Source organism: Ramlibacter sp. WS9 (assembly GCF_003797765.1).
Classification (GTDB): Bacteria; Pseudomonadota; Gammaproteobacteria; order Burkholderiales; family Burkholderiaceae_C; genus Ramlibacter.
In genome coordinates, this window is the sequence record NZ_RKMB01000012.1 from 84,307 (window position 1) to 105,658 (window position 21,352).

Annotated in this window: 19 protein-coding genes and 1 pseudogene; 8 read left to right on the forward strand and 12 right to left on the reverse strand. The window is 65.6% G+C overall.

Features of this window, described 5'->3' with window-relative positions; all coding sequences use genetic code 11:
- Positions 1-3 precede the first annotated feature (3 nt).
- Positions 4-885 (forward strand): carbohydrate kinase family protein, encoded by an 882-nt coding sequence (locus tag EEB15_RS18395; protein WP_141511333.1) that lies wholly within the window; start codon positions 4-6, stop codon positions 883-885.
- Here EEB15_RS18395 and EEB15_RS18400 read toward each other — a convergent pair.
- Positions 882-1,649 (reverse strand): SDR family oxidoreductase, encoded by a 768-nt coding sequence (locus tag EEB15_RS18400; RefSeq protein ID WP_141511334.1) that lies wholly within the window; start codon positions 1,647-1,649, stop codon positions 882-884. The two genes, EEB15_RS18395 and EEB15_RS18400, sit on opposite strands and share 4 nt — an antisense overlap.
- Before the next feature lie 133 nt (positions 1,650-1,782).
- Here EEB15_RS18400 and EEB15_RS18405 point away from each other — a divergent pair, with 133 nt between their 5' ends.
- Together EEB15_RS18405 and EEB15_RS18410 are read left to right on the forward strand one after the other, a co-directional pair.
- Complete coding sequence (locus EEB15_RS18405) at positions 1,783-3,240, forward strand: MBL fold metallo-hydrolase (protein WP_158290166.1); 1,458 nt, start codon at positions 1,783-1,785, stop codon at positions 3,238-3,240.
- A 74-nt stretch (positions 3,241-3,314) separates the two neighbouring features.
- Positions 3,315-4,889 carry a hypothetical protein gene (locus EEB15_RS18410; RefSeq protein ID WP_233259543.1) on the forward strand — a complete coding sequence of 525 codons (1,575 nt, stop codon included), beginning with the start codon at positions 3,315-3,317 and terminating at the stop codon, positions 4,887-4,889.
- 12 nt (positions 4,890-4,901) lie between these two features.
- Here the strand turns inward: EEB15_RS18410 and EEB15_RS18415 are convergent, their stop codons facing one another.
- The 6 genes from EEB15_RS18415 to icmF all read right to left on the reverse strand — a co-directional run bounded on the left by EEB15_RS18415 (position 4,902) and on the right by icmF (position 13,164).
- A complete protein-coding gene (locus EEB15_RS18415; RefSeq protein ID WP_370283698.1) occupies positions 4,902-5,858 on the reverse strand; it encodes a branched-chain amino acid ABC transporter permease in 957 nt (318 codons plus the stop codon).
- Positions 5,859-5,863: 5 nt separating this feature from the next.
- Positions 5,864-6,748 (reverse strand): branched-chain amino acid ABC transporter permease, encoded by an 885-nt coding sequence (locus tag EEB15_RS18420; protein ID WP_141511336.1) that lies wholly within the window; start codon positions 6,746-6,748, stop codon positions 5,864-5,866.
- 74 nt (positions 6,749-6,822) lie between these two features.
- The gene (locus tag EEB15_RS18425; protein ID WP_141511337.1) at positions 6,823-8,022 is read right to left on the reverse strand and encodes an ABC transporter substrate-binding protein; all 1,200 of its coding nucleotides are present in this window, start codon (positions 8,020-8,022) and stop codon (positions 6,823-6,825) included.
- Positions 8,023-8,064: 42 nt separating this feature from the next.
- Positions 8,065-8,769, reverse strand: coding sequence for an ABC transporter ATP-binding protein (locus EEB15_RS18430; RefSeq protein WP_141511338.1), 705 nt, complete (start codon positions 8,767-8,769; stop codon positions 8,065-8,067).
- An 88-nt stretch (positions 8,770-8,857) separates the two neighbouring features.
- On the reverse strand, positions 8,858-9,631 hold the full coding sequence (locus tag EEB15_RS18435; protein WP_141511339.1) for an ABC transporter ATP-binding protein: 774 nt from the start codon (positions 9,629-9,631) through the stop codon (positions 8,858-8,860).
- A 239-nt stretch (positions 9,632-9,870) separates the two neighbouring features.
- Complete coding sequence (gene icmF, locus EEB15_RS18440) at positions 9,871-13,164, reverse strand: fused isobutyryl-CoA mutase/GTPase IcmF (RefSeq protein WP_141511340.1); 3,294 nt, start codon at positions 13,162-13,164, stop codon at positions 9,871-9,873.
- 215 nt (positions 13,165-13,379) lie between these two features.
- On the opposite strand from icmF, the pseudogene EEB15_RS34640 reads away from it, so the two are divergent.
- The 5 genes and pseudogenes from EEB15_RS34640 to EEB15_RS18460 form a co-directional block, all read left to right on the forward strand.
- A pseudogene (locus tag EEB15_RS34640) lies at positions 13,380-14,087 on the forward strand (MBL fold metallo-hydrolase); the annotation flags it as partial.
- 3 nt (positions 14,088-14,090) lie between these two features.
- Positions 14,091-14,510: a rhodanese-like domain-containing protein gene (locus EEB15_RS34645; protein ID WP_370283714.1), complete on the forward strand. Its 420-nt coding sequence runs from the start codon at positions 14,091-14,093 to the stop codon at positions 14,508-14,510.
- A 144-nt stretch (positions 14,511-14,654) separates the two neighbouring features.
- On the forward strand, positions 14,655-15,893 hold the full coding sequence (gene argJ, locus EEB15_RS18450; RefSeq protein WP_141511342.1) for a bifunctional glutamate N-acetyltransferase/amino-acid acetyltransferase ArgJ: 1,239 nt from the start codon (positions 14,655-14,657) through the stop codon (positions 15,891-15,893).
- Positions 15,890-16,762 carry an ATP-binding protein gene (locus tag EEB15_RS18455; RefSeq protein WP_141511343.1) on the forward strand — a complete coding sequence of 291 codons (873 nt, stop codon included), beginning with the start codon at positions 15,890-15,892 and terminating at the stop codon, positions 16,760-16,762. Before argJ ends, EEB15_RS18455 begins: the two co-directional genes overlap by 4 nt.
- On the forward strand, positions 16,759-17,241 hold the full coding sequence (locus tag EEB15_RS18460) for an NUDIX domain-containing protein (RefSeq protein WP_141511344.1): 483 nt from the start codon (positions 16,759-16,761) through the stop codon (positions 17,239-17,241). Before EEB15_RS18455 ends, EEB15_RS18460 begins: the two co-directional genes overlap by 4 nt.
- A gap of 74 nt (positions 17,242-17,315) precedes the next feature.
- On the opposite strand, the gene EEB15_RS18465 is transcribed toward EEB15_RS18460, so the two are convergent.
- The 5 genes from EEB15_RS18465 to EEB15_RS18485 form a co-directional block, all read right to left on the reverse strand.
- Positions 17,316-17,510, reverse strand: a complete 195-nt coding sequence (locus EEB15_RS18465; protein WP_141511345.1) for a DNA gyrase inhibitor YacG — start codon at positions 17,508-17,510, stop codon at positions 17,316-17,318.
- Between the two features lie 10 nt (positions 17,511-17,520).
- The gene (gene zapD / locus EEB15_RS18470; RefSeq protein ID WP_141511346.1) at positions 17,521-18,276 is read right to left on the reverse strand and encodes a cell division protein ZapD; all 756 of its coding nucleotides are present in this window, start codon (positions 18,274-18,276) and stop codon (positions 17,521-17,523) included.
- Between the two features lie 294 nt (positions 18,277-18,570).
- Positions 18,571-19,167 (reverse strand): dephospho-CoA kinase, encoded by a 597-nt coding sequence (gene coaE, locus EEB15_RS18475; RefSeq protein ID WP_141511347.1) that lies wholly within the window; start codon positions 19,165-19,167, stop codon positions 18,571-18,573.
- A gap of 16 nt (positions 19,168-19,183) precedes the next feature.
- The gene (locus EEB15_RS18480; RefSeq protein WP_141511348.1) at positions 19,184-20,131 is read right to left on the reverse strand and encodes an A24 family peptidase; all 948 of its coding nucleotides are present in this window, start codon (positions 20,129-20,131) and stop codon (positions 19,184-19,186) included.
- On the reverse strand, positions 20,131-21,348 hold the full coding sequence (locus EEB15_RS18485) for a type II secretion system F family protein (RefSeq protein ID WP_141511349.1): 1,218 nt from the start codon (positions 21,346-21,348) through the stop codon (positions 20,131-20,133). Before EEB15_RS18485 ends, EEB15_RS18480 begins: the two co-directional genes overlap by 1 nt.
- Between the last annotated feature and the right edge of the window lie 4 nt (positions 21,349-21,352).

The following is a 21,352-nucleotide window of genomic DNA, read 5'->3' on the forward strand; positions in this document are numbered from 1 at the left end:
TTTATGGCAGCGATCATCTGCGGCTCCCTGGCCTTCGACACCATCATGACTTTCGAGGGCCGCTTCGCCGAGCAGATCCTGCCCGACCAGCTGCACATCCTGAACGTGTCGTTCCTGGTGCCGGCGCTGCGCCGCGACTTCGGCGGATGTGCCGGCAACATCGCCTACAGCCTCAAGCTCCTGGGCGGCAACCCGCTGCCGATGGCGACAGTGGGTAGCGACGGGGCGGATTACCTTGCGCGCCTGAAGACGCTGGGCATCGATGCGCAGTACGTGCGCCAGGTGGATGACACCTACACCGCGCAGGCGATGATCATGACGGACCGCGACAACAACCAGATCACCGCGTTCCACCCGGGCGCGATGATGCAGGCCCACATCACGCGCATCGAGCCGCGCGCCGACGTCAAGCTGGGCATCATCTCGCCCGACGGCCGCGACGCAATGCTGCAGCATGCGCAGCAGTTCAAGGCCGCCGGCATCCCGTTCGTGTTCGACCCGGGCCAGGGCCTGCCGATGTTCGACGGGCCGGAGCTCGCCAATTTCATCGACCAGGCGACCTGGGTGACGGTGAACGACTACGAAGGCAAGATGCTGAGCGACCGCACAGGTTGGAGCAGCGCGGAAATTTCCAAACGCGTCCAGGGCTTGGTCGTCACACTGGGCGGCGAGGGGTGCGAAGTCTGGATCGGCGGGGAGAAAACGATCGTCCCGCCCGTGAAGGCGGCTTCGATTGTCGATCCCACGGGTTGCGGCGATGCCTGGCGCGGCGCGCTGCTCCACGGACTGGAGCAAGGCTGGTCTCTCGCGAAGTGCGCCGAACTGGGCAACCGCGTCGGCGCGACCAAGATCGCCAGCCGCGGGCCGCAGAACTACACGCTCTAGCCGCGCGCCAGCGTCACGCCGCCATCCACCACGATGGTCTCTCCCACCACATAGTCACCGGCCCGCGAAGCGAGGTAGATCGCGACGCCGGCCATGTCCTCGTCCGTGCCGATGCGGCCGGCCGGGATGCGCTGCGCCACTTCGTCGCCGTGGTCGCGCGCGTCGCGGTTCATGTCGGACGCGAATGCGCCGGGCGCGATGCCGCTGACCACGATGTTGTCCTTCACCAGCCGTAGCGACATGCGCTTGGTCAGGTGGATGAGGCCGGCCTTGCTGGCGGCATATGAATAGGTTTCCTGCGGGTTGACAGACACGCCGTCGATCGACGCGATGTTGATCACCTTGGCGGGCTTGCCCTTGCCGCCCTTGCGCAACTGCTCGTACAGCGCCTGGGTCAGGAAGAACGGTGACTTGACGTTCAGGTCCATCACCTTGTCCCAGCCCTTTTCCGGGAAGGTGTCGAAGGATTCGCCCCAGGCCGCACCCGCGTTGTTGACCAGGATGTCCAGGCTGTCTTCCCTGGCGCCGTAGGCCGCGGCCAGCGCCTTGGCGCCGTCGACCGTCGACACGTCGGCCGGCAGCGAGACGCAGGGGCCGAGCGCCGACAGCTCCTTGACCGTGTCGTCGCAGGCGGCGGCCTTGCGCGACGAGATGTAGACGCGCGCACCCTGGGTCAGGAAGCCGCGGGCGATCATGCGGCCGATGCCGCGCGAGCCGCCGGTGATGAGGGCGGTGCGGCCCTTGAGGGAAAAGAGGTCGTTCATGGGCGGTTCCTTGGGTGGTGATGCCGCAGGTTAGCGCCGCGCCGCCCGCCGGCCAATCACCTGGATGACACCGGCCGCCGCAGAGGCTAGGATGTGCGGCGGCCGTCCCGGCTCATCCACACAAGGAAAACCCATGACATGGCCACACGTTCTGCGGACATTGACGATGGCGGGAGCGGCGTTGTCGCTGCTGGCTTCCTGCGCAACGCCCGGCAACGAAGCGCACGCAGTGCTGCGCGAGGCCGACCGGGCCATGGGCGGCACCACCCTCAAGTCGCTGCGCTACGCCGGCAGCGGCACGGGCGCCAGTTTCGGCCAGGCGTATCAGCCGGGCATGGCTTGGCCGCGCGTCAACATCACTTCGTTTTCTCGCGTGATCGACTACGAGACCGGTGCCATGCGCGAAGATGCGGCGCGCAGCCGGGCCGAAACCACCGGGGGCAGTGGCCTTCCGTTGGCGGGCGAGCAACGCGCAACCGCGTTGGTGCGTGGCGAACATGCCTGGAATCTCACCGGCCCGGCGCCAGTCGCGTCGCCGGTGGCGCTGTCCGGGCGCACGCACGACCTGTGGACGAGTCCCCACGGCGTTCTGAAGGCCGGCATGCGAAATGCGACAGCGACCTTGCGCACGGAAGGCGGCAAGCGAATCGTCTCGTTCAACGAACCCGGGCGGTTCAGCGCATCGGCCTGGATCACCGCGGACGGCTTCGTCGAGCGTATCGATTCAGTCCAGCCCAACCCGGTCATGGGTGACACACCCACCATCACCTTGTACTCGGGCTACCGCGATTTCGCGGGCGTGCGCTTCCCGTCACGCATCCAGCAAGAGCAAGGCGGTTTCCCGGTGCTCGACATCGCGGTGAAGGAAGTCGAGCCGAATGTACCCGCCGGGATCGAAGTGCCGGCGCTGGTGTCTTCATTCGCTGAGCGCGTGGCTCCTGAGAAAGCGGCCGAGGGCGTGTGGTACCTGGCCGGTGGCTCGCACCACAGCGTGCTGATCGAGATGAAGGATCACCTCATCCTGGTGGAAAGCCCGCTGTACGACGGCCGCGCCCAGGCCGTCCTGGCCGAGGCGCGCAAGCTGGTGCCGGGCAAGCCGGTGCGCTATGCCATCAACTCCCACCATCACTTCGACCATTCGGGTGGCCTGCGCGCCGCCGCCGCCGAAGGCGCGACGCTGGTGGTGAGCGAACAGGCGCGGCCCTGGTACGAGCGCACGATGGCGCGGGCCAACAGCGTCAGCCCCGATGCGCTCGCCAAATCGGGCGCCAAGGTGGCCGTGACCGGCGTCAACACGCAGCGCACTTTCAGCGATGGCTCGCGCACGGTGGAGGTCTTCATGATCGAGGACAGCATCCATGCGCAAGGATTCATGATGGTGTGGCTGCCCGCGGAGCGCCTCCTGATCGAGGCCGATGCCTACACGCCAGGTGCCCCCGGCGCGGCGCCGCCTGCGCCGCCCAATGCCAACAACGTCAACCTGGTGCAGAGCATCGAGCGCTTGCGGCTGAACGTGGATCGCATCTTGCCGCTGCACGGCCGCATCGTGCCGGCGAGCGAGCTGTATACGGCCACTGGGAGGCGGCCCTGAGCACCGAGCCCGCATCGGCATCGCCGCCCGCGGTGCGGCACCTGAGGCAGGCGCTGCTGTGGCCCCTGCGGCTGATGCCTGTTGCGGGCAACCGCAAGGCCCCTTGGCAGATCCTGCGCGACATGGGCGACAGCTCGCCCTGGCGCGAGGTCGTGGACGAATACACCGGCGACGGCGGCAGCTTCCATGAGCGGCATTACCACGAGTTCACCGCCTTCCTGCCCTATGTCCAGCGCTTCCTCTACGGGGAAGGGCGTTCGCGGCGCCAGGACGGAGGGCGTGAAACCGGCTCGCCGATGCGCGTCTTCAGGCGCCACGACATCGCGCGCGTGCGCATGGCGGCGAAGCCCGGCGACGAGCCGCTGACGCTCGACATCGTCCATGCCGACCTCTACTTTTTCTTCGACGTCGACCTGGTCCTGCTGAACCTGGAGGTCAGCGCCAGCGAGATTTCGTTGCCGCAGGCGCAGGAGCTGTTGTACCGCTTCGGCCGCGCCTACCCCGGCGGCTGGGACGAAGACGGCCAGCCCCAACACTGCATGGCCAGCGTCGAATGGCTGGGCGCGGATGGGCAGGTGCTGGCGCGCTCGGACGCGCAGCAGCGCGAGCTGTTCCTCGCCCACGTGTGCGAGCACCGGGCGCCGCGGGTGTCGGCGCATTGGGCCTTCATGCTGCAACCCCTCGTCAGCGACCACTCGAGCGAACCCGGGCTGCTGCGCTTTCGCCAGATCGAGTACTACCGCATGCCGCTCATGGGCTACCTGGCGCTGGACGACCCGCGGACGCTGAGCCGTGCCGACTTCGCGCGGCTGTGCCTGATCACCGGCGTGGGCGAAGCCGGCCCGGCGGCAATGCCGCACGCGCAGCACCTGCAGGACTTCGAGCAGCGCTTTTGCTATGACCGCTTCTGGGAGGACAGCGGCGCCGCGCCGAACACGCGCTACCTGTGCAGCGGGCATGCGCTGGTCGTCGTGGGCCAGGCGCATTCACAGTTCTTCAGCTGCCGTGACCGCGGCGTGCTGGCGCAGTTCCGCCACCAGCATTTCCTGCTGTTCCTGATCGCGCACTTTCAGAAGGCCGCGCTGCTGATGTTCTCGGACCGGCTGGCCGAAGCCCTGATGCGGCTGGACATCGCCGACCCGCCCAGCATCCGCCGCTTCAAGCGCTCCATCCGCGAGAGCTTCGCCGGCTTCCTGCGCTTCACGCACCGCTACTGGTTCCACGAGATCTCGCAGCAGTCGCACGTCAAGGCGCTGTGGCACATGTGCGAACAGAACCTCGAACTCGAGCCGCTCTACGCCGAAGTGAAGGAGCGCATCAAGGACATGAACAGCTACCTGGACGCCGACAGCCTGCGCAGGCAGGCCAACACCGTGGTGCGGCTGACCGTGGTCACGATCTTCGGATTGATCGGCACCGTGACGACGGGCTTCCTGGGGATGAATCTCATCGCCGAGGCTGATGCGCCGCCGGCGAAGAAGTTGTTCTACTTCGCGGCGGTCTTCATCCCCACGATCTTCCTGACCTTCTACACCATGACCAAGTCCAAGGGACTGTCCGACTTCCTCGACGCGCTGTCGGACGAGCGGCTCTCGGCCTGGCAGAAGTTCAAGGCGCTGGCGGCTGTCTGGCGCCGCGCCGAGGAGTAGCTAGGATTCAGGTCAGGCCCGCGCGCGGCGCCGCTCCATCCACGCGCGCAACTCACCGACCACGCCCTTGCGGAAGGCCAGCACGCACACCACGAAGATCGCGCCGATGATCACGGTGACCCAGCTGCCGACCTTGTCGGCCAGCAGGTTCTGCAGCGAAATCACGATGCCGGCGCCCAGCACCGGGCCGAAGAACGTACCCACGCCGCCCAGCAGGCTCATGAGAATGACTTCTCCCGACATCGTCCAGTGCACGTCCGACAGCGTGGCGAAGCCCATCACCAGCGTCTTGAGCGAGCCCGCCAGGCCGGCCAGGCCCGCGGACAGCACGAAGGCCAGCAGCTTGTACTTGTCCACCTCGTAACCCAGGGAGATGGCGCGAGGCTCGTTCTCGCGGATCATCTTGAGCACCTGGCCATAGGGCGAGGTCACGATGCGCGAGATGCCCAGGAAGCAGCCGATGAAGATCGCGACGACCACGTAGTACATCGTGGTGTCGGACCCCAGGTCGAGCACGCCGAAGAGCGCGCCGCGCGGGACGCCCTGGAGGCCGTCCTCGCCGCCGGTGAACGAGGCCTGCAGGCAGATGAAGTAGACCATCTGCGCCAGCGCCAGCGTGATCATGGCGAAATAGATGCCCTGGCGGCGGATCGCCACCAGGCCGAACACCAGGCCCAGGAAAGCCGCGACGATGACGCCGGCGATGATGGCCAGTTCCGGCGACATGCCTTGCGCCTTGATGAAGTAGCCGGTGACGTAGGCCGAGGAGCCGAAGAACGCCGCGTGGCCGAACGAGAGCAGGCCGGTGAAGCCCAGCAGCAGGTTGAAGGCGCAGGCGAACAGGCCGAAGCACAGCAGCTTCATCACGAACACCGGGTACAGGCCCATCAGCGGCGCGATGAGCGCCAGCGCCAGCAGGGCGATGTACGTGATGCGGATCAGCTTGTTGTCGTTGGTCATTTTGTTCATGCTGTTCATGCCTCCTTGCCGAACAGGCCCGCCGGACGCAGGATCAGCACGATCACCATCACGACGAAGACCACGACACTGGAGGCTTCCGGGTAGAACACGCGTGTCATGCCCTCGACGACGCCCAGCCCCAGGCCGGTGACGACCGAGCCCAGGATCGAGCCCATGCCGCCGATCACCACCACGGCGAAGACGACGATGATCAGGTTGGAGCCCATCAACGGGTTGACCTGGATGATGGGTGCGGCCAGCACGCCGGCCAGCGCGGCCAGGCCGGCGCCGGCGCCGTAGGTCAGCATCACCATCATCGGGACGTTGACGCCGAAGGCCTGGACCAGCTTGGCGTTCTCGGTGCCGGCACGCAGGTAGGCGCCGAGCCGGGTGCGCTCGATCAGGAACCAGGTGCCCAGGCAGACGACCAGCGAGGCCACGACCACGAAGGCGCGGTAGTTGGGAAGGACCATGAAGCCCAGGTTGGTGGCGCCGGACAGCAGCTCCGGCACCGGGTAGTTTTGTCCCGATACACCGTATTGGTCGCGGAACACGCCTTCGAAGATCAGCGACAGGCCGAAAGTCAGCAGCAGGCCATATAGCGGATCAAGCCCGTAAAGGTGCTTGAGCATCGAGCGCTCGATCGCCACCCCCAGCGCACCGACGATGAGTGGCGCGAGGATCAGCGCCAGCCAGAAATTGATGCCGAACTTATCCAGCATGATCCAGGCGGCGAACGCGCCCAGCATGTACAGCGCGCCATGCGCGAAGTTGACGATGTCCAGCAGGCCGAAGATCACGGCCAGCCCGAGGCTGAGCATTGCGTAGAACGCGCCGTTCACCAGGCCCAGCATGAGCTGGCCCAGGAATGCCTGGTGGGGGATGCCGAAAATTTCCATGGGTTCGTCAGTCGCCTGCGTTGCTCCCTCTCCCCGCTGGGGAGAGGGCTGGGGTGAGGGGCAAGAGCCCTAAATTACTTCTTCACCAAAGCGCACTTCGACTCGGCGATCGTCGTGAACGCCTGGTCGCCCGGCACCTTCGAGACCTGCTTGTAGTAGTCCCACGGCGTGCTCGATTCCTTCTGGCCCTTGACCTGGAACAGGTACATGTCGTGGATCATGCGGCCGTCGGCGCGGATCTGGCCCTTGTTGTAGAAGTCGCTCACCGGCGTCTTCTTCATCTCGGCCATCACTTTGTCGGCGTCGGTCGTGCCTGCTGCCTTCACGGCCTTCAGGTACGTCAGCGCGGCCGAGTAGTCGGCGGCCTGCAGGCTCGAAGGCATGCGCTTGTACTTCTCGAAGAAGCGCTGCGCGAACTTGCGCGAGGCGTCGTCCTGGTTCCAGTACCAGCTGTCGGCCAGCTGCAGGCCTTCGGTGTTGGCGAGGCCCAGGCTGTGCACGTCGTTGATGAACACCAGCAGACCGGCGATCTTCATGGTCTTGTTGATGCCGAATTCCTTGGCGGCCTTCATCGCGTTTGTGAAGTCGCCGCCGGCGTTGGCCAGGCCCAGGATCTGCGCCTTGCTCGACTGCGCCTGCAGCAGGAAGGACGAGAAATCCGACGCGTTCAGCGGGTGGCGCACCGCGCCCACCACGGTGCCGCCGTTGGCCTTGACCACGGTGGAGGCGTCGCCTTCGAGCGAGTAGCCGAACGCATAGTCGGCCGTCAGGAAGTACCAGTTCTTGTTGCCGGCCTTCACCAGCGCGTTGCCTGCCACTTTGGCCAGAGCCACCGTGTCGTAGGCGTAGTGAACCGTGTAGGGCGTGCAGTCCTCGTTGGTCAGGCGGGCCGATCCGGCGCCGACGACCATGAACGGGCGCTTCTTCTCGGCCGCCACCTTGGACATGGCGATGGCGGTGCCCGAGCTGGTACCGCCGATCAGCAGCGACAGGTTGTCCTTGTCGATCCACTCGCGTGCCTTGGAGCTGGCGACGTCGGCCTTGTTCTGGTGGTCGGCCGTCATCACCTGGATGTCGCGGCCCAGCACCTTGCCGCCGAAGTCCTGCGCGGCCCACTTGATCATCTCGCCGCCGGCCGGGCCGTCGATGTCGGCGTACAGGCTGGACATGTCGGTGATGAAGCCGATCTTCACGGGCCCCGAGTTGCTTTGGGCGAAGGCGCTCACGGTGCCGAGGCCAACGGCCATTGCGAGGGCGAGTGTCTTGAGTTTCATTGCGGTCTCCTGGATAAAAGGGGTCGGTCGAGGGAAGGGCACCTACACGCCGAGGAACTCCTGCAGCATCGCCATGTTGTCGGCCAGCTCGCGCTGCGCGAACTGCTTGACGATGCGGCCGTGCTCCATCACGTAGAAGCGATCGGCCAGCGGCGCGGCGAAGCGGAAGTTCTGTTCGACCAGCACCACGGTGTAGCCCTTGGCCTTGAGCGTGCGGATCATTTCGGCGAGCTTCTGCACGATCACCGGGGCCAGGCCTTCGGAGATTTCGTCCAGCAGCAGCAGGCGCGCGCCGGTGCGCAGGATGCGGGCCACGGCCAGCATCTGCTGCTCGCCGCCCGAAAGACGCGTGCCGGGGCTGCCGGCACGCTCCTTCAGGTTAGGGAACATCTCGTAAATTTCCCCAACGCTCATGCCGCCCGTGGCGATCACCGGAGGCAGCATCAAATTCTCTTCGGCCGACAGGCTGGCGAAGATGCCGCGCTCTTCGGGGCAGTAGCCCACGCCCAGGCGCGCCACCTTGTGCGGCGGCAGCTTGATCGCTTCTTCGCCATTGATCTTGATCGACCCTTTGCGCGCGCCGGTCAGGCCGACGATGGCGCGCATGGTGGTGGTGCGGCCGGCGCCGTTGCGGCCCAGCAGGCAGACCACCTCGCCCTCGTTCACCGTCAGGTCCACACCATGCAGGATGTGCGATTCGCCGTACCAGGCGTTCAGGCCTTCGATCTTGAGGAGTTCTTTGGCCATCACTCAGGCCTCCGACGGGCCGCCCCTAGGCGGGCCTGGGCCCCCTCGGGGGGCAGCGCACTACACGAAGTGAGAAGCGTGGGGGTCATTAATGCGCTCCTTGCAGTGCTGCGTCGGTCGTGCCCATGTAGGCCTCGATCACCAGCGGGTTGGCCGAGACTTCGGCGTAGGGGCCGTCGGCGATGATGGCGCCGCGCTGCAAGACCGTGATGCGGTCGGCGATGGACGACACCACGTTCATGTTGTGCTCCACCATCAAGATGGTGCGGCCGGTGGAGACCTTCTTGATCAGCTCGGTCACGCGGTGCACGTCCTCGTGGCCCATGCCCTGGGTGGGCTCGTCGAGCAGCATCAGGTCGGGTTCCAGCGCCATGGTGGTGGCCAGCTCCAGCGCGCGCTTGCGGCCGTAGGGAAGATTGACGGTGAGCTCCTGGGCGAAGTCTTGCAGGTCCACTTCGGCCAGCAGTTCCTGCGCGCGCTGGTGCAGGTGGAACAGCGACTGCTCGGGTTTCCAGAAATGGAACGAGGTGCCCAGGTTGCGCTGCAGGGCGGCGCGCACGTTCTCCAGCACCGTCATGTGCGGGAACACCGCCGAGATCTGGAACGAGCGCACGATGCCGCGCCGTGCCGTTTGCGCCGGCTTCTCGTTGGTGATGTCGACGCCGTGGTAAGTGATCGTGCCGCGCGTGGGCGGCAGGAACTTGGTCAGCAGGTTGAAGAAGGTGGTCTTGCCCGCGCCATTGGGGCCGATCAGCGCGTGGATGTGGCCGCGCCGGACCTTGAGGTCCACGTTGTTCACGGCGACGAAACCCTTGAACTCCTTGGTCAGGCCTTTCGTCTCGAGAATGAACTCAGCTGCCAAGTCGCCTCCTGTTGATACGGGGACGCGGGCCATGAGGCTCGCGATGGGATGGCGAATGCTAGGGAGCCGTGTTGCAGTGCGATAGCGGGTAATGCCTTAGGTAGTTTTGCGTGATCGCGAACCCGGGGCATTCCTTTTGGGCCCCGGAAATCCGCTATTTCATTGGCAGTATCGCTATCCAAAAGATAGCGTGCACGGGCCGGCGGCGTGGCTGTCAGAAGGCTGACTGTCCGGATGCCCTACATATTGCGGCGGTATTGGCCGCCGACTTCGAACAGCGCATTGGTGATCTGGCCCAGCGAGCACACGCGCACCGCGTCCATCAGCACTTCGAACACGTTGCGGTTGTCGATCACCGCTTGCTGCAGCCGCTTGAGCATGGCGGGTGCCTGTTTCGCATTGCGCGCGTGGAAGTCCTGCAGGCGCTTGAGCTGGTTCTGCTTTTCATCGTCTGTGGAACGGGCGAGTTCCAGCTTGTCCTGCACCTGGTCGCCGTGCGGGTTGCGGAAAGTGTTGACGCCGACGATGGGCAGCTCGCCGGTGTGCTTGAGCATCTCGTAGTGCATGGACTCGTCCTGGATGCGACCACGCTGGTAGCCTGTCTCCATCGCACCCAGCACACCGCCGCGCTCGGCGATGCGCTCGAACTCGGCCAGCACGGCCTCTTCCACCAGCTCGGTTAGCTCTTCAATGATGAAGGCGCCCTGGTTCGGGTTCTCGTTCTTCGCCAGGCCCCACTCGCGGTTGATGATGAGCTGGATCGCCATGGCGCGGCGCACGGACTCCTCAGTCGGCGTGGTGATCGCCTCGTCGAAAGCGTTGGTGTGCAGCGAGTTGCAGTTGTCGTAGATCGCGATCAGCGCCTGTAGCGTGGTGCGGATGTCGTTGAACTGGATTTCCTGCGCGTGCAGGCTGCGGCCCGACGTCTGGATGTGGTATTTGAGCTTTTGGCTGCGCTCGTTGGCGCCGTACTTCTCTTTCATCGCCACGGCCCAGATGCGGCGCGCGACGCGTCCCATCACGGTGTACTCCGGGTCCATGCCGTTGGAGAAGAAGAACGACAGGTTGGGCGCGAAGTCGTCGATGTGCATGCCGCGCGCCAGATACGCCTCGACGAACGTGAAGCCGTTGGACAGCGTGAAGGCCAGCTGACTGATCGGGTTGGCGCCGGCTTCGGCGATGTGGTAACCGGAGATCGACACCGAGTAGAAGTTGCGCACGTTGTGGTGCACGAAGTACTCGGCGATGTCGCCCATCACCTTGAGGCTGAACTCGGTGGAGAAGATGCAGGTGTTCTGGCCCTGGTCTTCCTTCAGGATGTCGGCCTGCACCGTGCCGCGCACATTGGCCAGCACCCATTCGCGGATCTTGGCGGCTTCGGTATCGGTCGGGTCGCGGCCGTTGTCGGCCTTGAACTTCTCGATGTTCTGGTCGATGGCGGTGTTCATGAACATTGCCAGGATGGACGGCGCCGGGCCGTTGATGGTCATCGACACGGAGGTTGTGGGGCTGCACAGGTCGAAGCCCGAATACAGCACCTCCATGTCTTCCAGCGTCGCGATGGACACGCCGGAGTTGCCGACCTTGCCGTAGATGTCGGGCCGCAGGTCGGGGTCGTTGCCGTACAGCGTGACGGAATCGAAAGCCGTGGATAGGCGCTTGGCCGGCATGCCCGAGCTCAGCAGCTTGAAGCGCTTGTTGGTGCGGAAGGCGTCGCCTTCGCCGGCGAACATGCGCGTCGGGTCCTCGCCCTCGCGCTTGAAGGCGAAGGTGCCGGCGGTGTAGGGGTAGCTGCCGGGCACGTTGTCCAGCATCAGCCATTTCAAGATTTCGCCATGGTCCTCGTACTGCGGCAGGCTGACCTTGCGGATGGTGGTGCCGGACAGCGACTTGGTGGTGAGCGCCGTACGGATTTCCTTGTCGCGGATCTTCACCACGTACTCGTCACCGGCGTAAGCCTTCTGCATGTCCGGCCATTGCTTGAGCAGTTGCAGCGCATCCCGGTCCATCAGAGCCAGGCGCTTGCCGGCGAGGTCGAGCGCCGCTTCGGATGCGGGCGCGCGGTCGGGCTTGTCGACCTTCAGCATCCGCGCCGCTTCCTTCAGCTGCTGGATTTCGCGCGCCAGCTTCGCCTGTTCGCGGCCACGCTTCTTGTAGCCGCGCACGGTGTCGCTGATCTCGGCCAGGTAGCGCGTGCGCGCGGCCGGCACCACGGGTGTCTGGTTGGTGCTGTGGCGCGCGTTGACCAAGGGCAGTTCACCCTCCTTGAGTTGCAAGCCGAGTTCGGCCAGGCGAGGCTTGAGCGCCTGGTACAGCGCCGTGACGCCGTCGTCGTTGAAGCGCGCCGCCATCGTGCCGAACACCGGCATCTCATCGGGCTTCTTGCCCCAGGCTTCCTTGTTGCGCTGCACCTGCTTGGCCACGTCGCGCAGGGCATCGAGCGATCCCTTGCGGTCGAACTTGTTGATCGCGATGAACTCGGCGAAGTCGAGCATGTCGATCTTTTCGAGCTGGCTGGCGGCGCCGAACTCCGGCGTCATCACATACATCGGCACGTCGACCAGCGGCACGATGGCGGCGTCGCCCTGGCCGATGCCGGAGGTTTCCACCACGATCAGGTCGAAGCCGGCGGCCTTGCAGGCCGAGATGACGTCGGGCAGGGCGGCCGAGATTTCGCTGCCGAAGTCGCGCGTGGCCAGCGAACGCATGAACACGCGCGGCCCTTGGCTCCACGGGCCGATGGCGTTCATGCGGATGCGGTCGCCCAGCAGCGCGCCGCCGCTCTTGCGGCGCGACGGGTCGATGGAAATGATGGCGACGCGCAGGCTGTCGCCCTGGTCCAGCCGCAGGCGGCGGATCAATTCGTCGGTGAGCGATGACTTGCCGGCGCCGCCAGTGCCGGTGATGCCGAGCACGGGGATCTTCTTGCCTTGCGCCGCCGCCTTGACGCCGTCCATCAGCGTGCCGTCGGCCTTGCCGTTCTCCAGCGCGGTGATGAGTTGCGCAAGGGCGCGCCAGTTCATCTCGCCATGGCCCTCGATGGCCTTGGCATCCTTGGGCGCGTACTGCGTGATGTCCTTGTCGCAGCGCATCACCATCTCGCCGATCATCCCGGCCAGGCCCATGCGCTGGCCGTCTTCCGGGCTGTAGATGCGGCTGACGCCATAGGCCTGCAGCTCGCGGATCTCGGGCGGCACGATCACGCCGCCGCCGCCGCCGAACACCTGGATGTGGGCGCCGCCGCGGGCCTTGAGCAGATCGACCATGTATTTGAAGTACTCGACGTGCCCGCCCTGGTAGGAGCTGATGGCGATGCCCTGCACGTCTTCCTGCAGCGCAGCGGTGACGACGTCGTCGACGCTGCGGTTGTGGCCCAGGTGGATCACCTCGGCGCCCATGCCCTGCAGGATGCGCCGCATGATGTTGATGGCGGCGTCGTGCCCGTCGAACAGGCTGGCGGCCGTGACGAAGCGAACCTTGTGCGTGGGGCGGTAGTTGGCGAGCGCCTTGAATTCGGCGGACAGGTCGGTCATGAAAACGTCTCCGGCCCGAGGCCACAGAGCCCCAGGGTTCAGCTATTCTGGACCCCTACCTTACTTGACGTTTACGTAAACGTCAACCGCTCGTCAACCGCGCAGGTATTTCGGCAGCCAAAGGGTGAGCCCTGGCCAGATGTACATCGCCGCGTGGCTCGGCCGCTTTTCCACCGTTACCCGGTGCTGAGCCCACGGCGTTGCACAATGCCGTCATGCAACCGATCCAGCTGTTCGACCCGGCCTCCAGCACCTACACCTATGTGCTGGCCGACGAGGGCACGCGTGAAGCGCTGATCATCGACCCGGTCGACGAGCAACTGGCGCGCGACCTGGCGGCGCTGCGCGAGCTCGGGCTCAAGCTGGCATGGACGCTGGAGACGCACACCCATGCCGACCACATCACCAGCGCCGGCTTGCTGGCCGAACACACGGGCGCGCGCACGGCGGCGCCGGAGGGCTGCGGCATCGGAACGGCCGCGGTGCAGCTGAAGGATGGTGACGTGCTGCGCTTCGGCGCCGAGGAGCTGAAGGCCTTGCACACGCCCGGGCACACGGCCGGCAGCATGAGCTACCTCTGGCGCGGCCACGCCTTCACCGGCGACACGCTTCTCATCAACGGCTGCGGCCGCACGGACTTCCAATCGGGCAGCGCCGCGGCGCTGTACCGCAGCATCACCGAAGTGCTGTTCGCGTTGCCCGACGCCACCATCGTCTGGCCGGGCCACGACTACAACGGCCGCAGCCATTCGACCATTGGCGCCGAGAAAACCGGCAACGCCCGTGTGGCCGGAAAGACGCTGGCAGAATTCGTGATTGTCATGACTGAATTGAACCTGCCCAAACCCCGCCGCATCGATGAAGCCGTGCCGGCCAACCAGAGTTCGGGCCTGCGCCAGGATGCGGAAGCGCCACGGACCGCGGCACTGGCCGGCGACCCGCTGGCCGCCCGGCCGGCGCAAGGCTATGCCGGCGACGTCCCGCCCCAACTCGCCTACGACTGGTGGCAAGACGGCGCGGTGCTGGTCGACATCCGCAGCGACGCCGAGCGCGAATGGGTCGGCTTCGTGCCGGGCGCGGTATCGCTGGCGTGGAAGCAGTGGCCGGGCATGGTGCCGAACCCGTCTTTCGACAAAGGGCTGAAGGAGGCCGTGCCGCCCGGCAAGAAGGCGCTGCTGCTGTGCCGCAGCGGCGTGCGTTCCATCGCCGCCGCCCGGCGCGCGACCGAATTGGGCATCGAGGCGTACAACGTCCTCGAAGGCTTCGAGGGCGATCCCGACGAAAACGCGCAGCGCGGCAAGCGCGGCGGATGGCGCATGCTCGGGCTGCCGTGGCGCCAGCGTTAGGATGAAGCTCCCCCCCGCAGCGGCCTGTGGCCGCCTCCCCCTCAGGGGGCGCCACCGGCGGCCCGGCGAAGCCGGTTCCGCGGTGGCCCCCGAATGGCGTGCGCGAAAATAGACTTTTCTTCACTCGTAACAAGAGCAAGAGCCATGGCTGTCAATCTGTCCGCGCCGCAGGCCGGCGAACTTCATCCCGTGCCCGGCGTGCGCATCGGCATCGCCGAAGCCGGCATCCGCAAGGCCAACCGCAAGGACCTGACGGTCGTGCTGATCGACGAAGGTGCTTCGGTCGCGGGAGTGTTCACCCAGAACCGTTTCTGCGCCGCGCCGGTGCAGGTATGCCGCGAGCACCTGGAGCAGTCGGCCGGGCGCGGCGGCATTCGCGCCATGGTCATCAACACGGGCAACGCCAACGCAGGCACGGGGCAGGACGGATTGGTGCGCACGAAGAGGAGCTGCGTCGCACTGGCGCAGAAGCTCGACATCGCGCCTGAGCAGGTGCTGCCGTTTTCCACCGGCGTCATCATGGAGCCGCTGCCGGTGGATCGCATCGAGGCGGGCTTGCCGGCCGCGCTGGCCGATGCGAAAGCCGACAACTGGCTGCGCGCCGCCGAAGGCATCATGACCACCGACACCGTACCCAAGGCGTTCAGCCGGCAGGTCGCGATCGACGGCGTCACTGTGTCCATCACCGGCATCAGCAAGGGCGCCGGCATGATCCGCCCGAACATGGCGACGATGCTCGGCTTCATGGCCACCGATGCCAAGGTCGACGCGGGTGTGATGAAGCAACTCGCGCTGGAACTGGCCGAGGGCTCGTTCAACCGCGTGACGGTCGACGGCGACACCTCGACCAATGACTCGTTCGTGGTGATCGCCAGTAACAAGGCGGCGCATGCGCCCATCACGTCGTTGGACAGCGCCGCCGGCAAGGCCTTGAAGGCCGCCATGACCGACGTGGCGCGGCTGCTCGCGCAAGCCATCGTGCGCGACGGCGAGGGCGCGACCAAGTTCATCACGGTGCGCGTGGAAGGCGGCCAGACCGGCGAGGAATGCCGCAAGGTGGCCTACGCCATCGCGCACTCGCCATTGGTGAAGACTGCGTTCTTCGCCAGCGACCCCAACCTGGGCCGAATCCTGGCGGCGGTCGGCTATGCGGGCATTGACGACCTCGACCAGACGAAGATCGACCTGCACCTGGACGACGTGCACGTCGCCGTGAACGGCGGGCGAAACCCGGCGTACCGCGAAGAGGACGGCCAGCGCGTGATGAAGCAAAGCGAGATCACGGTGCGGGTGGGCCTGGGCCGCGGCAATGCCGCCGACACGGTCTGGACCTGCGACTTCAGCCACGACTACGTGAGCATCAATGCTGATTACAGGTCATGAACGAAAAGTTTGAGCAGTTGATCGAGCGGGCTGGGCAGCTGCTTTCGAGGATCGAAGCGATCCTGCCGCAACCTCTGTCGGCCCCCGACTGGACGCTGTCGACCGCGTGGCGATACCGCAAGCGTTCGTCCGGCCACGGCGCGCTGGAGCCGGTGCGCCACGTCGGCGCCATCCGCCTCGCGGACTTGAAAGAAATCGACGTCCAGAAGGAAAAGATCCAGCGCAACACGCTGCAGTTCGTGCAGGGCCAGCCGGCCAACAACGTGCTGCTGACGGGCGCGCGCGGCACCGGCAAGTCGTCGCTGATCAAGGCCTGCCTGAACGAATACGCGCCGCAGGGCCTGCGGCTGATCGAGGTCGACAAGGCCGACCTGGTGGACCTGCCCGACATCGTGGACGTGGTCGCGCCGCTGGCCGAGAAGTTCATCGTGTTCTGCGACGACCTGAGCTTCGAGGAGGGCGAGCCGGGCTACAAGGCGCTCAAGTCCATCCTCGACGGCTCGGTGGCGGCGGCGACGCCCAACGTGCTGATCTATGCGACCAGCAACCGGCGCCACCTGCTGCCCGAGTACATGAAGGAGAACCTCAGCTACACGCACACCGAAGACGGCGAGGTGCACCCGGGCGAGGTGATCGAAGAAAAGATCTCGCTGTCCGAGCGCTTCGGCCTGTGGGTGAGCTTCTACCCGTTCAATCAGGACGAGTACCTGGCCATCACGGCGCAGTGGCTGGCCTGGTTCGGCGTGAAGGCCGAGGCGATCTCCGCAGCCCGGCCCGAGGCGCTGGTGTGGGCGCTGGAGCGCGGCTCGCGCAGCGGCCGCGTGGCCTACCAGTTCGCCCGCGACTATGCTGGCCGCCACCCCGCATGAGCGGCGTTGATTCGAAGCCCTTGGTCGCCCATGGTGACCGACCCCGTGAGGGCGGCCCCGACCGCAAGGAAGTCGAAGTGGCTGTGGGCGTGTTGCTCCGCCCGGACGGCGCCTTCCTGCTCACGTCGCGGCCGCCGGGCAAGGTCTATGAAGGCTATTGGGAATTCCCGGGCGGCAAGGTCGAAGCCGGGGAAACCGTGGAGCAGGCCCTGCGGCGCGAACTGATCGAAGAGATCGGCGTCACGATAGGTGCGGTCCACCCGTGGCGCATCGAACGTGTCGACTACCCGCATGCTTTGGTGCGCCTCAACTTCTGCAAGGTCTACGAGTGGACCGGCGAGTTGCACATGCACGAGGGTCAGTCGTACGCCTGGGAGTCCTTGCCGGTGAAAGTGGAGCCGGTGCTGCCCGGCACGGTGCCGGTGCTGCAGTGGTTCGCGCAGGAGCGCGGCTTCGAGGGCCGGACGCATGACAAATGACATCGCTGCGCTTCAATGACCAATGACGGACGCGAAGACCTCTTCGTCATTTGTCATCCCCGGCGCAGCCGGGGTCATTCGTCATCGCGCGGCGGCGCCTCGGGCACGCGAAAGCTTTCGCTGGCCCAGGCGCCCAGGTCCATGTTCTTGCAGCGCTCCGAGCAGAACGGGCGGTACGGGTTGCTGGGCACGTAGACACTGTCTCCGCCGCACGCAGGACAGCGTACCAGGCGCGGCTTGACGTTCTCGGGCTGATCCGGCTGGGCCATCACGTGCACCTCACGAGCAGAGGGTCAGCTCGAACTGGGCATTGTCGTTGCTGGCTTGCAGGCGGTCGGCCGTTTCCTGGCGCATGAGGCGCACCGACACCATCAAGCGGTTGCCGCTGATCTCGGGCACCAGGCCGAGTTTCGGGTCCAGGCGCAGGCGCAACAGCTGGAAAGTGCGGCCCTGCGGCAGCGTCTGTTGCAGCTGGCCATGGCTGGCCATCACCTTCTGTGGCGTGCCCGAATCGCGCAGCAACTTGAGCAGCATGTGAACGGATTCAGCGAACGGCGCCAGCGTCGAGGCCCAGCGTTCCAGGTCGTCCTGGCGCATCGTGGCGCTGCGATGCTGCCAGGCGTAGTAGGCTGGCAAGTCGAATTCGCAGGTGCCGCCCGGGATGCCCACGCGGCTGCGGATGCTCATGAGCCACTCGTTTTCGGTGAGCGACTGGCCGGCTTTGCCCGGCAGGTTGTTCAGGGTCGAGAAGCAGCCTTCAAGCTTGCCGATGACTTCGTCCAGAACGCTCTCTGCGATGGCGGGATTGCCACGATAGCTATTGAGCGCTTGCTTCTGCTTTTCGAGGTCCTTCATCACGTCGGACTTCAGGTCCGCGCGCGCGGCCACGTCCATCACTTCGAAGATGGTGGCCAGCGCGTAATGGTGATCGATGGGATGCTCGCGCGGCACCAGTTCGCCAAGCCGGCGGAACAGGTGCTCCAGGCGCAAGTAGGTGCGGATGCGTTCGTTGAAAGGGTATTCGTAGAGGATCACGCTAGGGCCTGTTCACACTGTTTTTGCCAGTGCGAACGTGGTTAAAACCGCGCCAATCTAGGCGCGCGACGACGCCAAGGCTTTTCGCCTTGGCTAGGAGTGCAACAACGAGTGGCGCGGTTTTAACCACGTTCCCTCCGGGTTGCGGCCAAAAAGGCCATGCGCCGCGTTACGAAATGCGGCCGGGGGCCGACCCCGGCTCGCATTTCGCGCCTTGCGCATGACCTTTTTGACTCGCAACGCATCTGGAAAAAACAGTGTGAACAGGCCCTTGGTCTCTCGCAAAACGACCAATCATAGCCCGAAGCGGCGGGCCACCTGTACCACCTTGTCACGCAGCTGTTCCAGCGACAAGCCATCGTTGCAGATCACGGCATCGGCCGCCGCCAGCCGCAGTGCGCGGGGAGCTTGCGCACCGATGATGGCCTGCACTTCTTCGGGCTGGAGCCCGCTGCGCGCGACGACGCGCTCGACCTGCGTCTGGGGCGAGCAATCGATCACCAGCACCTCGTCGACCTGCGAGCGCCAACGGCCCGACTCGACCAAGAGCGGAATGTCGAACACCACGCAGCGGGCGCCGGCTTGGAGTGCCGCTTGGACCTGGCGGGTGCTTTCCTGGCCCACCAATGGATGGATGATCTCCTCGAGGGCTTTGCGCGCGCGCGGGTCGGCGTAGACGTGTTCGCGCATGCGGTTTCGGTCCAGGGCGCCGTCGGCCTGGACGAATTCCGCGCCGAATCGCTGCGCAATGGCCGGAATGGCCGCGCCGCCGGCCGCCGTGGTGGCGCGTGAGATGGCGTCCGCATCGATGACCGCCGCGCCGAGCCCGGCCAGCATCTGCAGGACGGTGCTCTTGCCGCTACCGATGCCGCCGGTAAGGCCCACCCGCATCACGCGCGGGCCTCCGCTAGAAGGGGAAGGCGAAAGGCAGCCACTGCTGGAGCTTCGCGGGCCCGGCGGCCATGGCGACCAGCCCCGCGCCGGCGATGAACGGACCGAACGGAATGGGAATGTCCTTGTGGGCCAGCTTGCCGACGACGATGAGCGCGCCACCCACCGCGGCGCCGACAATCGAGGACAACAGGATCAGCGCCAGCAGGGATTTGGCGCCGAACCACGCGCCCAGGGCCGCCAGCAGCTTGAAGTCGCCATGTCCCATGCCGACCTTGCCCGTCAGGCGATGGTGTAACTGGTAGACCGACCACAGGCTCAAGTAGCCGCCAATCGCGCCCCACACGGCCGAATCGAGCCGGATGTTCCATCCCAGCGCCGCCACCAGCAGCCCGAGCCAGAGCAGGGGATAGTTGAGGGAATCGGGCAGCAATTGCGTGTCGAAATCGATCAGAAATTGCGCGATGAGGATCGCGGCGAACACGGCCCACGCCAAGCCGACCGGTGTCAGCCCCCAGTGGGATGCGACCACCATAAAGGCGACGCCTGTGGCCAGTTCGACCAGGGGATAGCGCAGGCTGATGCGGGTCGCGCAAGCCGAGCACTTTCCGCGCAGCGCGATGTAGCTCACCACAGGAATGTTTTCATACCATTTGATCGCGTGGCCGCACGCCGGGCACCGCGACCGGGGGCTGGCCAGGCTCAAGGCAGGAAGGGCTCGCACTTGCGGCAGGGCCGCCGTTGCGGCCGCCGCGAGGTCCTTGGGCGTGGAGGCACCGCTGCCGAAGACCAATTGCCACAAACTGGGCATGCCCTCTGCCGGCACGAAGTTGTCCGTGGACTCGTCCAGCCACTCGCGGAACATCATCTTGGGCAGGCGGTGGATCACCACGTTGAGGAAGCTGCCCACGAGCAGGCCCAGCACGCCGGCCATCGCGGCATCAGCCATCGGCGAGACAATCATCACACGACCTGGCCGAGCTTGAAGATGGGCAGGTACATGGAAACCACGATGCCGCCGATCAGAGTGCCCAAAAACACGATGATGATCGGCTCCATCAGGCTGGACAGGCCGGCGACGATATCGTCCACCTCGGCCTCGTAGAAGTCGGCGGCCTTGCCGAGCATGTGGTCGAGCGACCCGGACTCCTCGCCGATCGCGCACATTTGCAGCACCATCGACGGAAATACGCTGGCATTGGTCATGGCGGTGGTCAGGCTGGTGCCGGTGGACACTTCCATCTGGATCTTCTCGGTGGCAGCCTGGTAGACGTAGTTGCCAGACGCGCCGCCCACCGAGTCCAGCGCTTCGACGAGCGGGACGCCGGCCGCAAACATCGTGGACAACGTGCGCGTCCAGCGCGCGATCACGGATTTGAAAACCAGGTCGCCGAACACGGGCAGCTTCAGCATGGCGCGATCCATGAAGATCTGGACCTTCTCGCTGCGCTTCCAGGCTTGCATGAAGAAGTAGAAGCCGCCGCCGATCCCGCCGAAGATCAACCACCAGAACTTCACGAAGATCTCGCTCAGGGCGATCACGAACAACGTGGGCGCGGGCAGATCCGCACCGAAGGAGCTGAACACTTCCTTGAACGCAGGGATCACGAAGATCATGATGACGGCAACCACCACAAACGCCACGACCACCACCGAGATCGGGTACATCAGCGCCGACTTGATCTTTGACTTGATCGCCTCGGTCTTTTCCATGTAGATCGCCAGGCGGTCCAGCAGCGCTTCGAGAATACCGGCCGCTTCACCTGCTTCGACCAGATTGCAATAGAGGCTGTCAAAGTACAGCGGATATTTGCGGAACGCAGCCGAGAGCGACGTACCGGTTTCAACGTCGGTGCGCACGTCGTTGAGCAACTTCGTGACACTAGCGTTGGGGTTGCCGCGGCCCACGATGTCGAAGGCCTGCAACAGGGGCACGCCGGCCTTCATCATCGTCGCCAGCTGGCGGGTAAAGATCGCGATGTCCTTAGGCTTGATCCTCTTGCCCGACCGCATGCGGCGCTTCTTGACCTTCGTGGGCGTGACGCCTTGGCGGCGCAGCGCGGCGTTGACCTGGTTCTCACCCGCGGCGCGCGTTTCCCCGCGGACCTGCTTGCCGTTGCGGTCGCGGCCCTCCCATTCGTAGACGAATTCGGTGACTTTGGTTGCGGCTGCGGTTGCCATGGGC

Coding starts and splice junctions, on each gene's coding strand:
- EEB15_RS18395 (WP_141511333.1), top strand. CDS start 4: ATGGCAGCGATCATCTGCGGCTCCCTGGCCTTCGACACCATCATGACT.
- EEB15_RS18400 (WP_141511334.1), bottom strand. CDS start 1,649: ATGAACGACCTCTTTTCCCTCAAGGGCCGCACCGCCCTCATCACCGGC.
- EEB15_RS18405 (WP_158290166.1), top strand. CDS start 1,783: ATGACATGGCCACACGTTCTGCGGACATTGACGATGGCGGGAGCGGCG.
- EEB15_RS18410 (WP_233259543.1), top strand. CDS start 3,315: ATGCCTGTTGCGGGCAACCGCAAGGCCCCTTGGCAGATCCTGCGCGAC.
- EEB15_RS18415 (WP_370283698.1), bottom strand. CDS start 5,858: ATGAACAAAATGACCAACGACAACAAGCTGATCCGCATCACGTACATC.
- EEB15_RS18420 (WP_141511336.1), bottom strand. CDS start 6,748: ATGGAAATTTTCGGCATCCCCCACCAGGCATTCCTGGGCCAGCTCATG.
- EEB15_RS18425 (WP_141511337.1), bottom strand. CDS start 8,022: ATGAAACTCAAGACACTCGCCCTCGCAATGGCCGTTGGCCTCGGCACC.
- EEB15_RS18430 (WP_141511338.1), bottom strand. CDS start 8,769: ATGGCCAAAGAACTCCTCAAGATCGAAGGCCTGAACGCCTGGTACGGC.
- icmF (WP_141511340.1), bottom strand. CDS start 13,164: ATGACCGACCTGTCCGCCGAATTCAAGGCGCTCGCCAACTACCGCCCC.
- argJ (WP_141511342.1), top strand. CDS start 14,655: ATGGCTGTCAATCTGTCCGCGCCGCAGGCCGGCGAACTTCATCCCGTG.
- EEB15_RS18455 (WP_141511343.1), top strand. CDS start 15,890: ATGAACGAAAAGTTTGAGCAGTTGATCGAGCGGGCTGGGCAGCTGCTT.
- EEB15_RS18460 (WP_141511344.1), top strand. CDS start 16,759: ATGAGCGGCGTTGATTCGAAGCCCTTGGTCGCCCATGGTGACCGACCC.
- EEB15_RS18465 (WP_141511345.1), bottom strand. CDS start 17,510: ATGGCCCAGCCGGATCAGCCCGAGAACGTCAAGCCGCGCCTGGTACGC.
- coaE (WP_141511347.1), bottom strand. CDS start 19,167: ATGCGGGTGGGCCTTACCGGCGGCATCGGTAGCGGCAAGAGCACCGTC.
- EEB15_RS18480 (WP_141511348.1), bottom strand. CDS start 20,131: ATGATTGTCTCGCCGATGGCTGATGCCGCGATGGCCGGCGTGCTGGGC.
- EEB15_RS18485 (WP_141511349.1), bottom strand. CDS start 21,348: ATGGCAACCGCAGCCGCAACCAAAGTCACCGAATTCGTCTACGAATGG.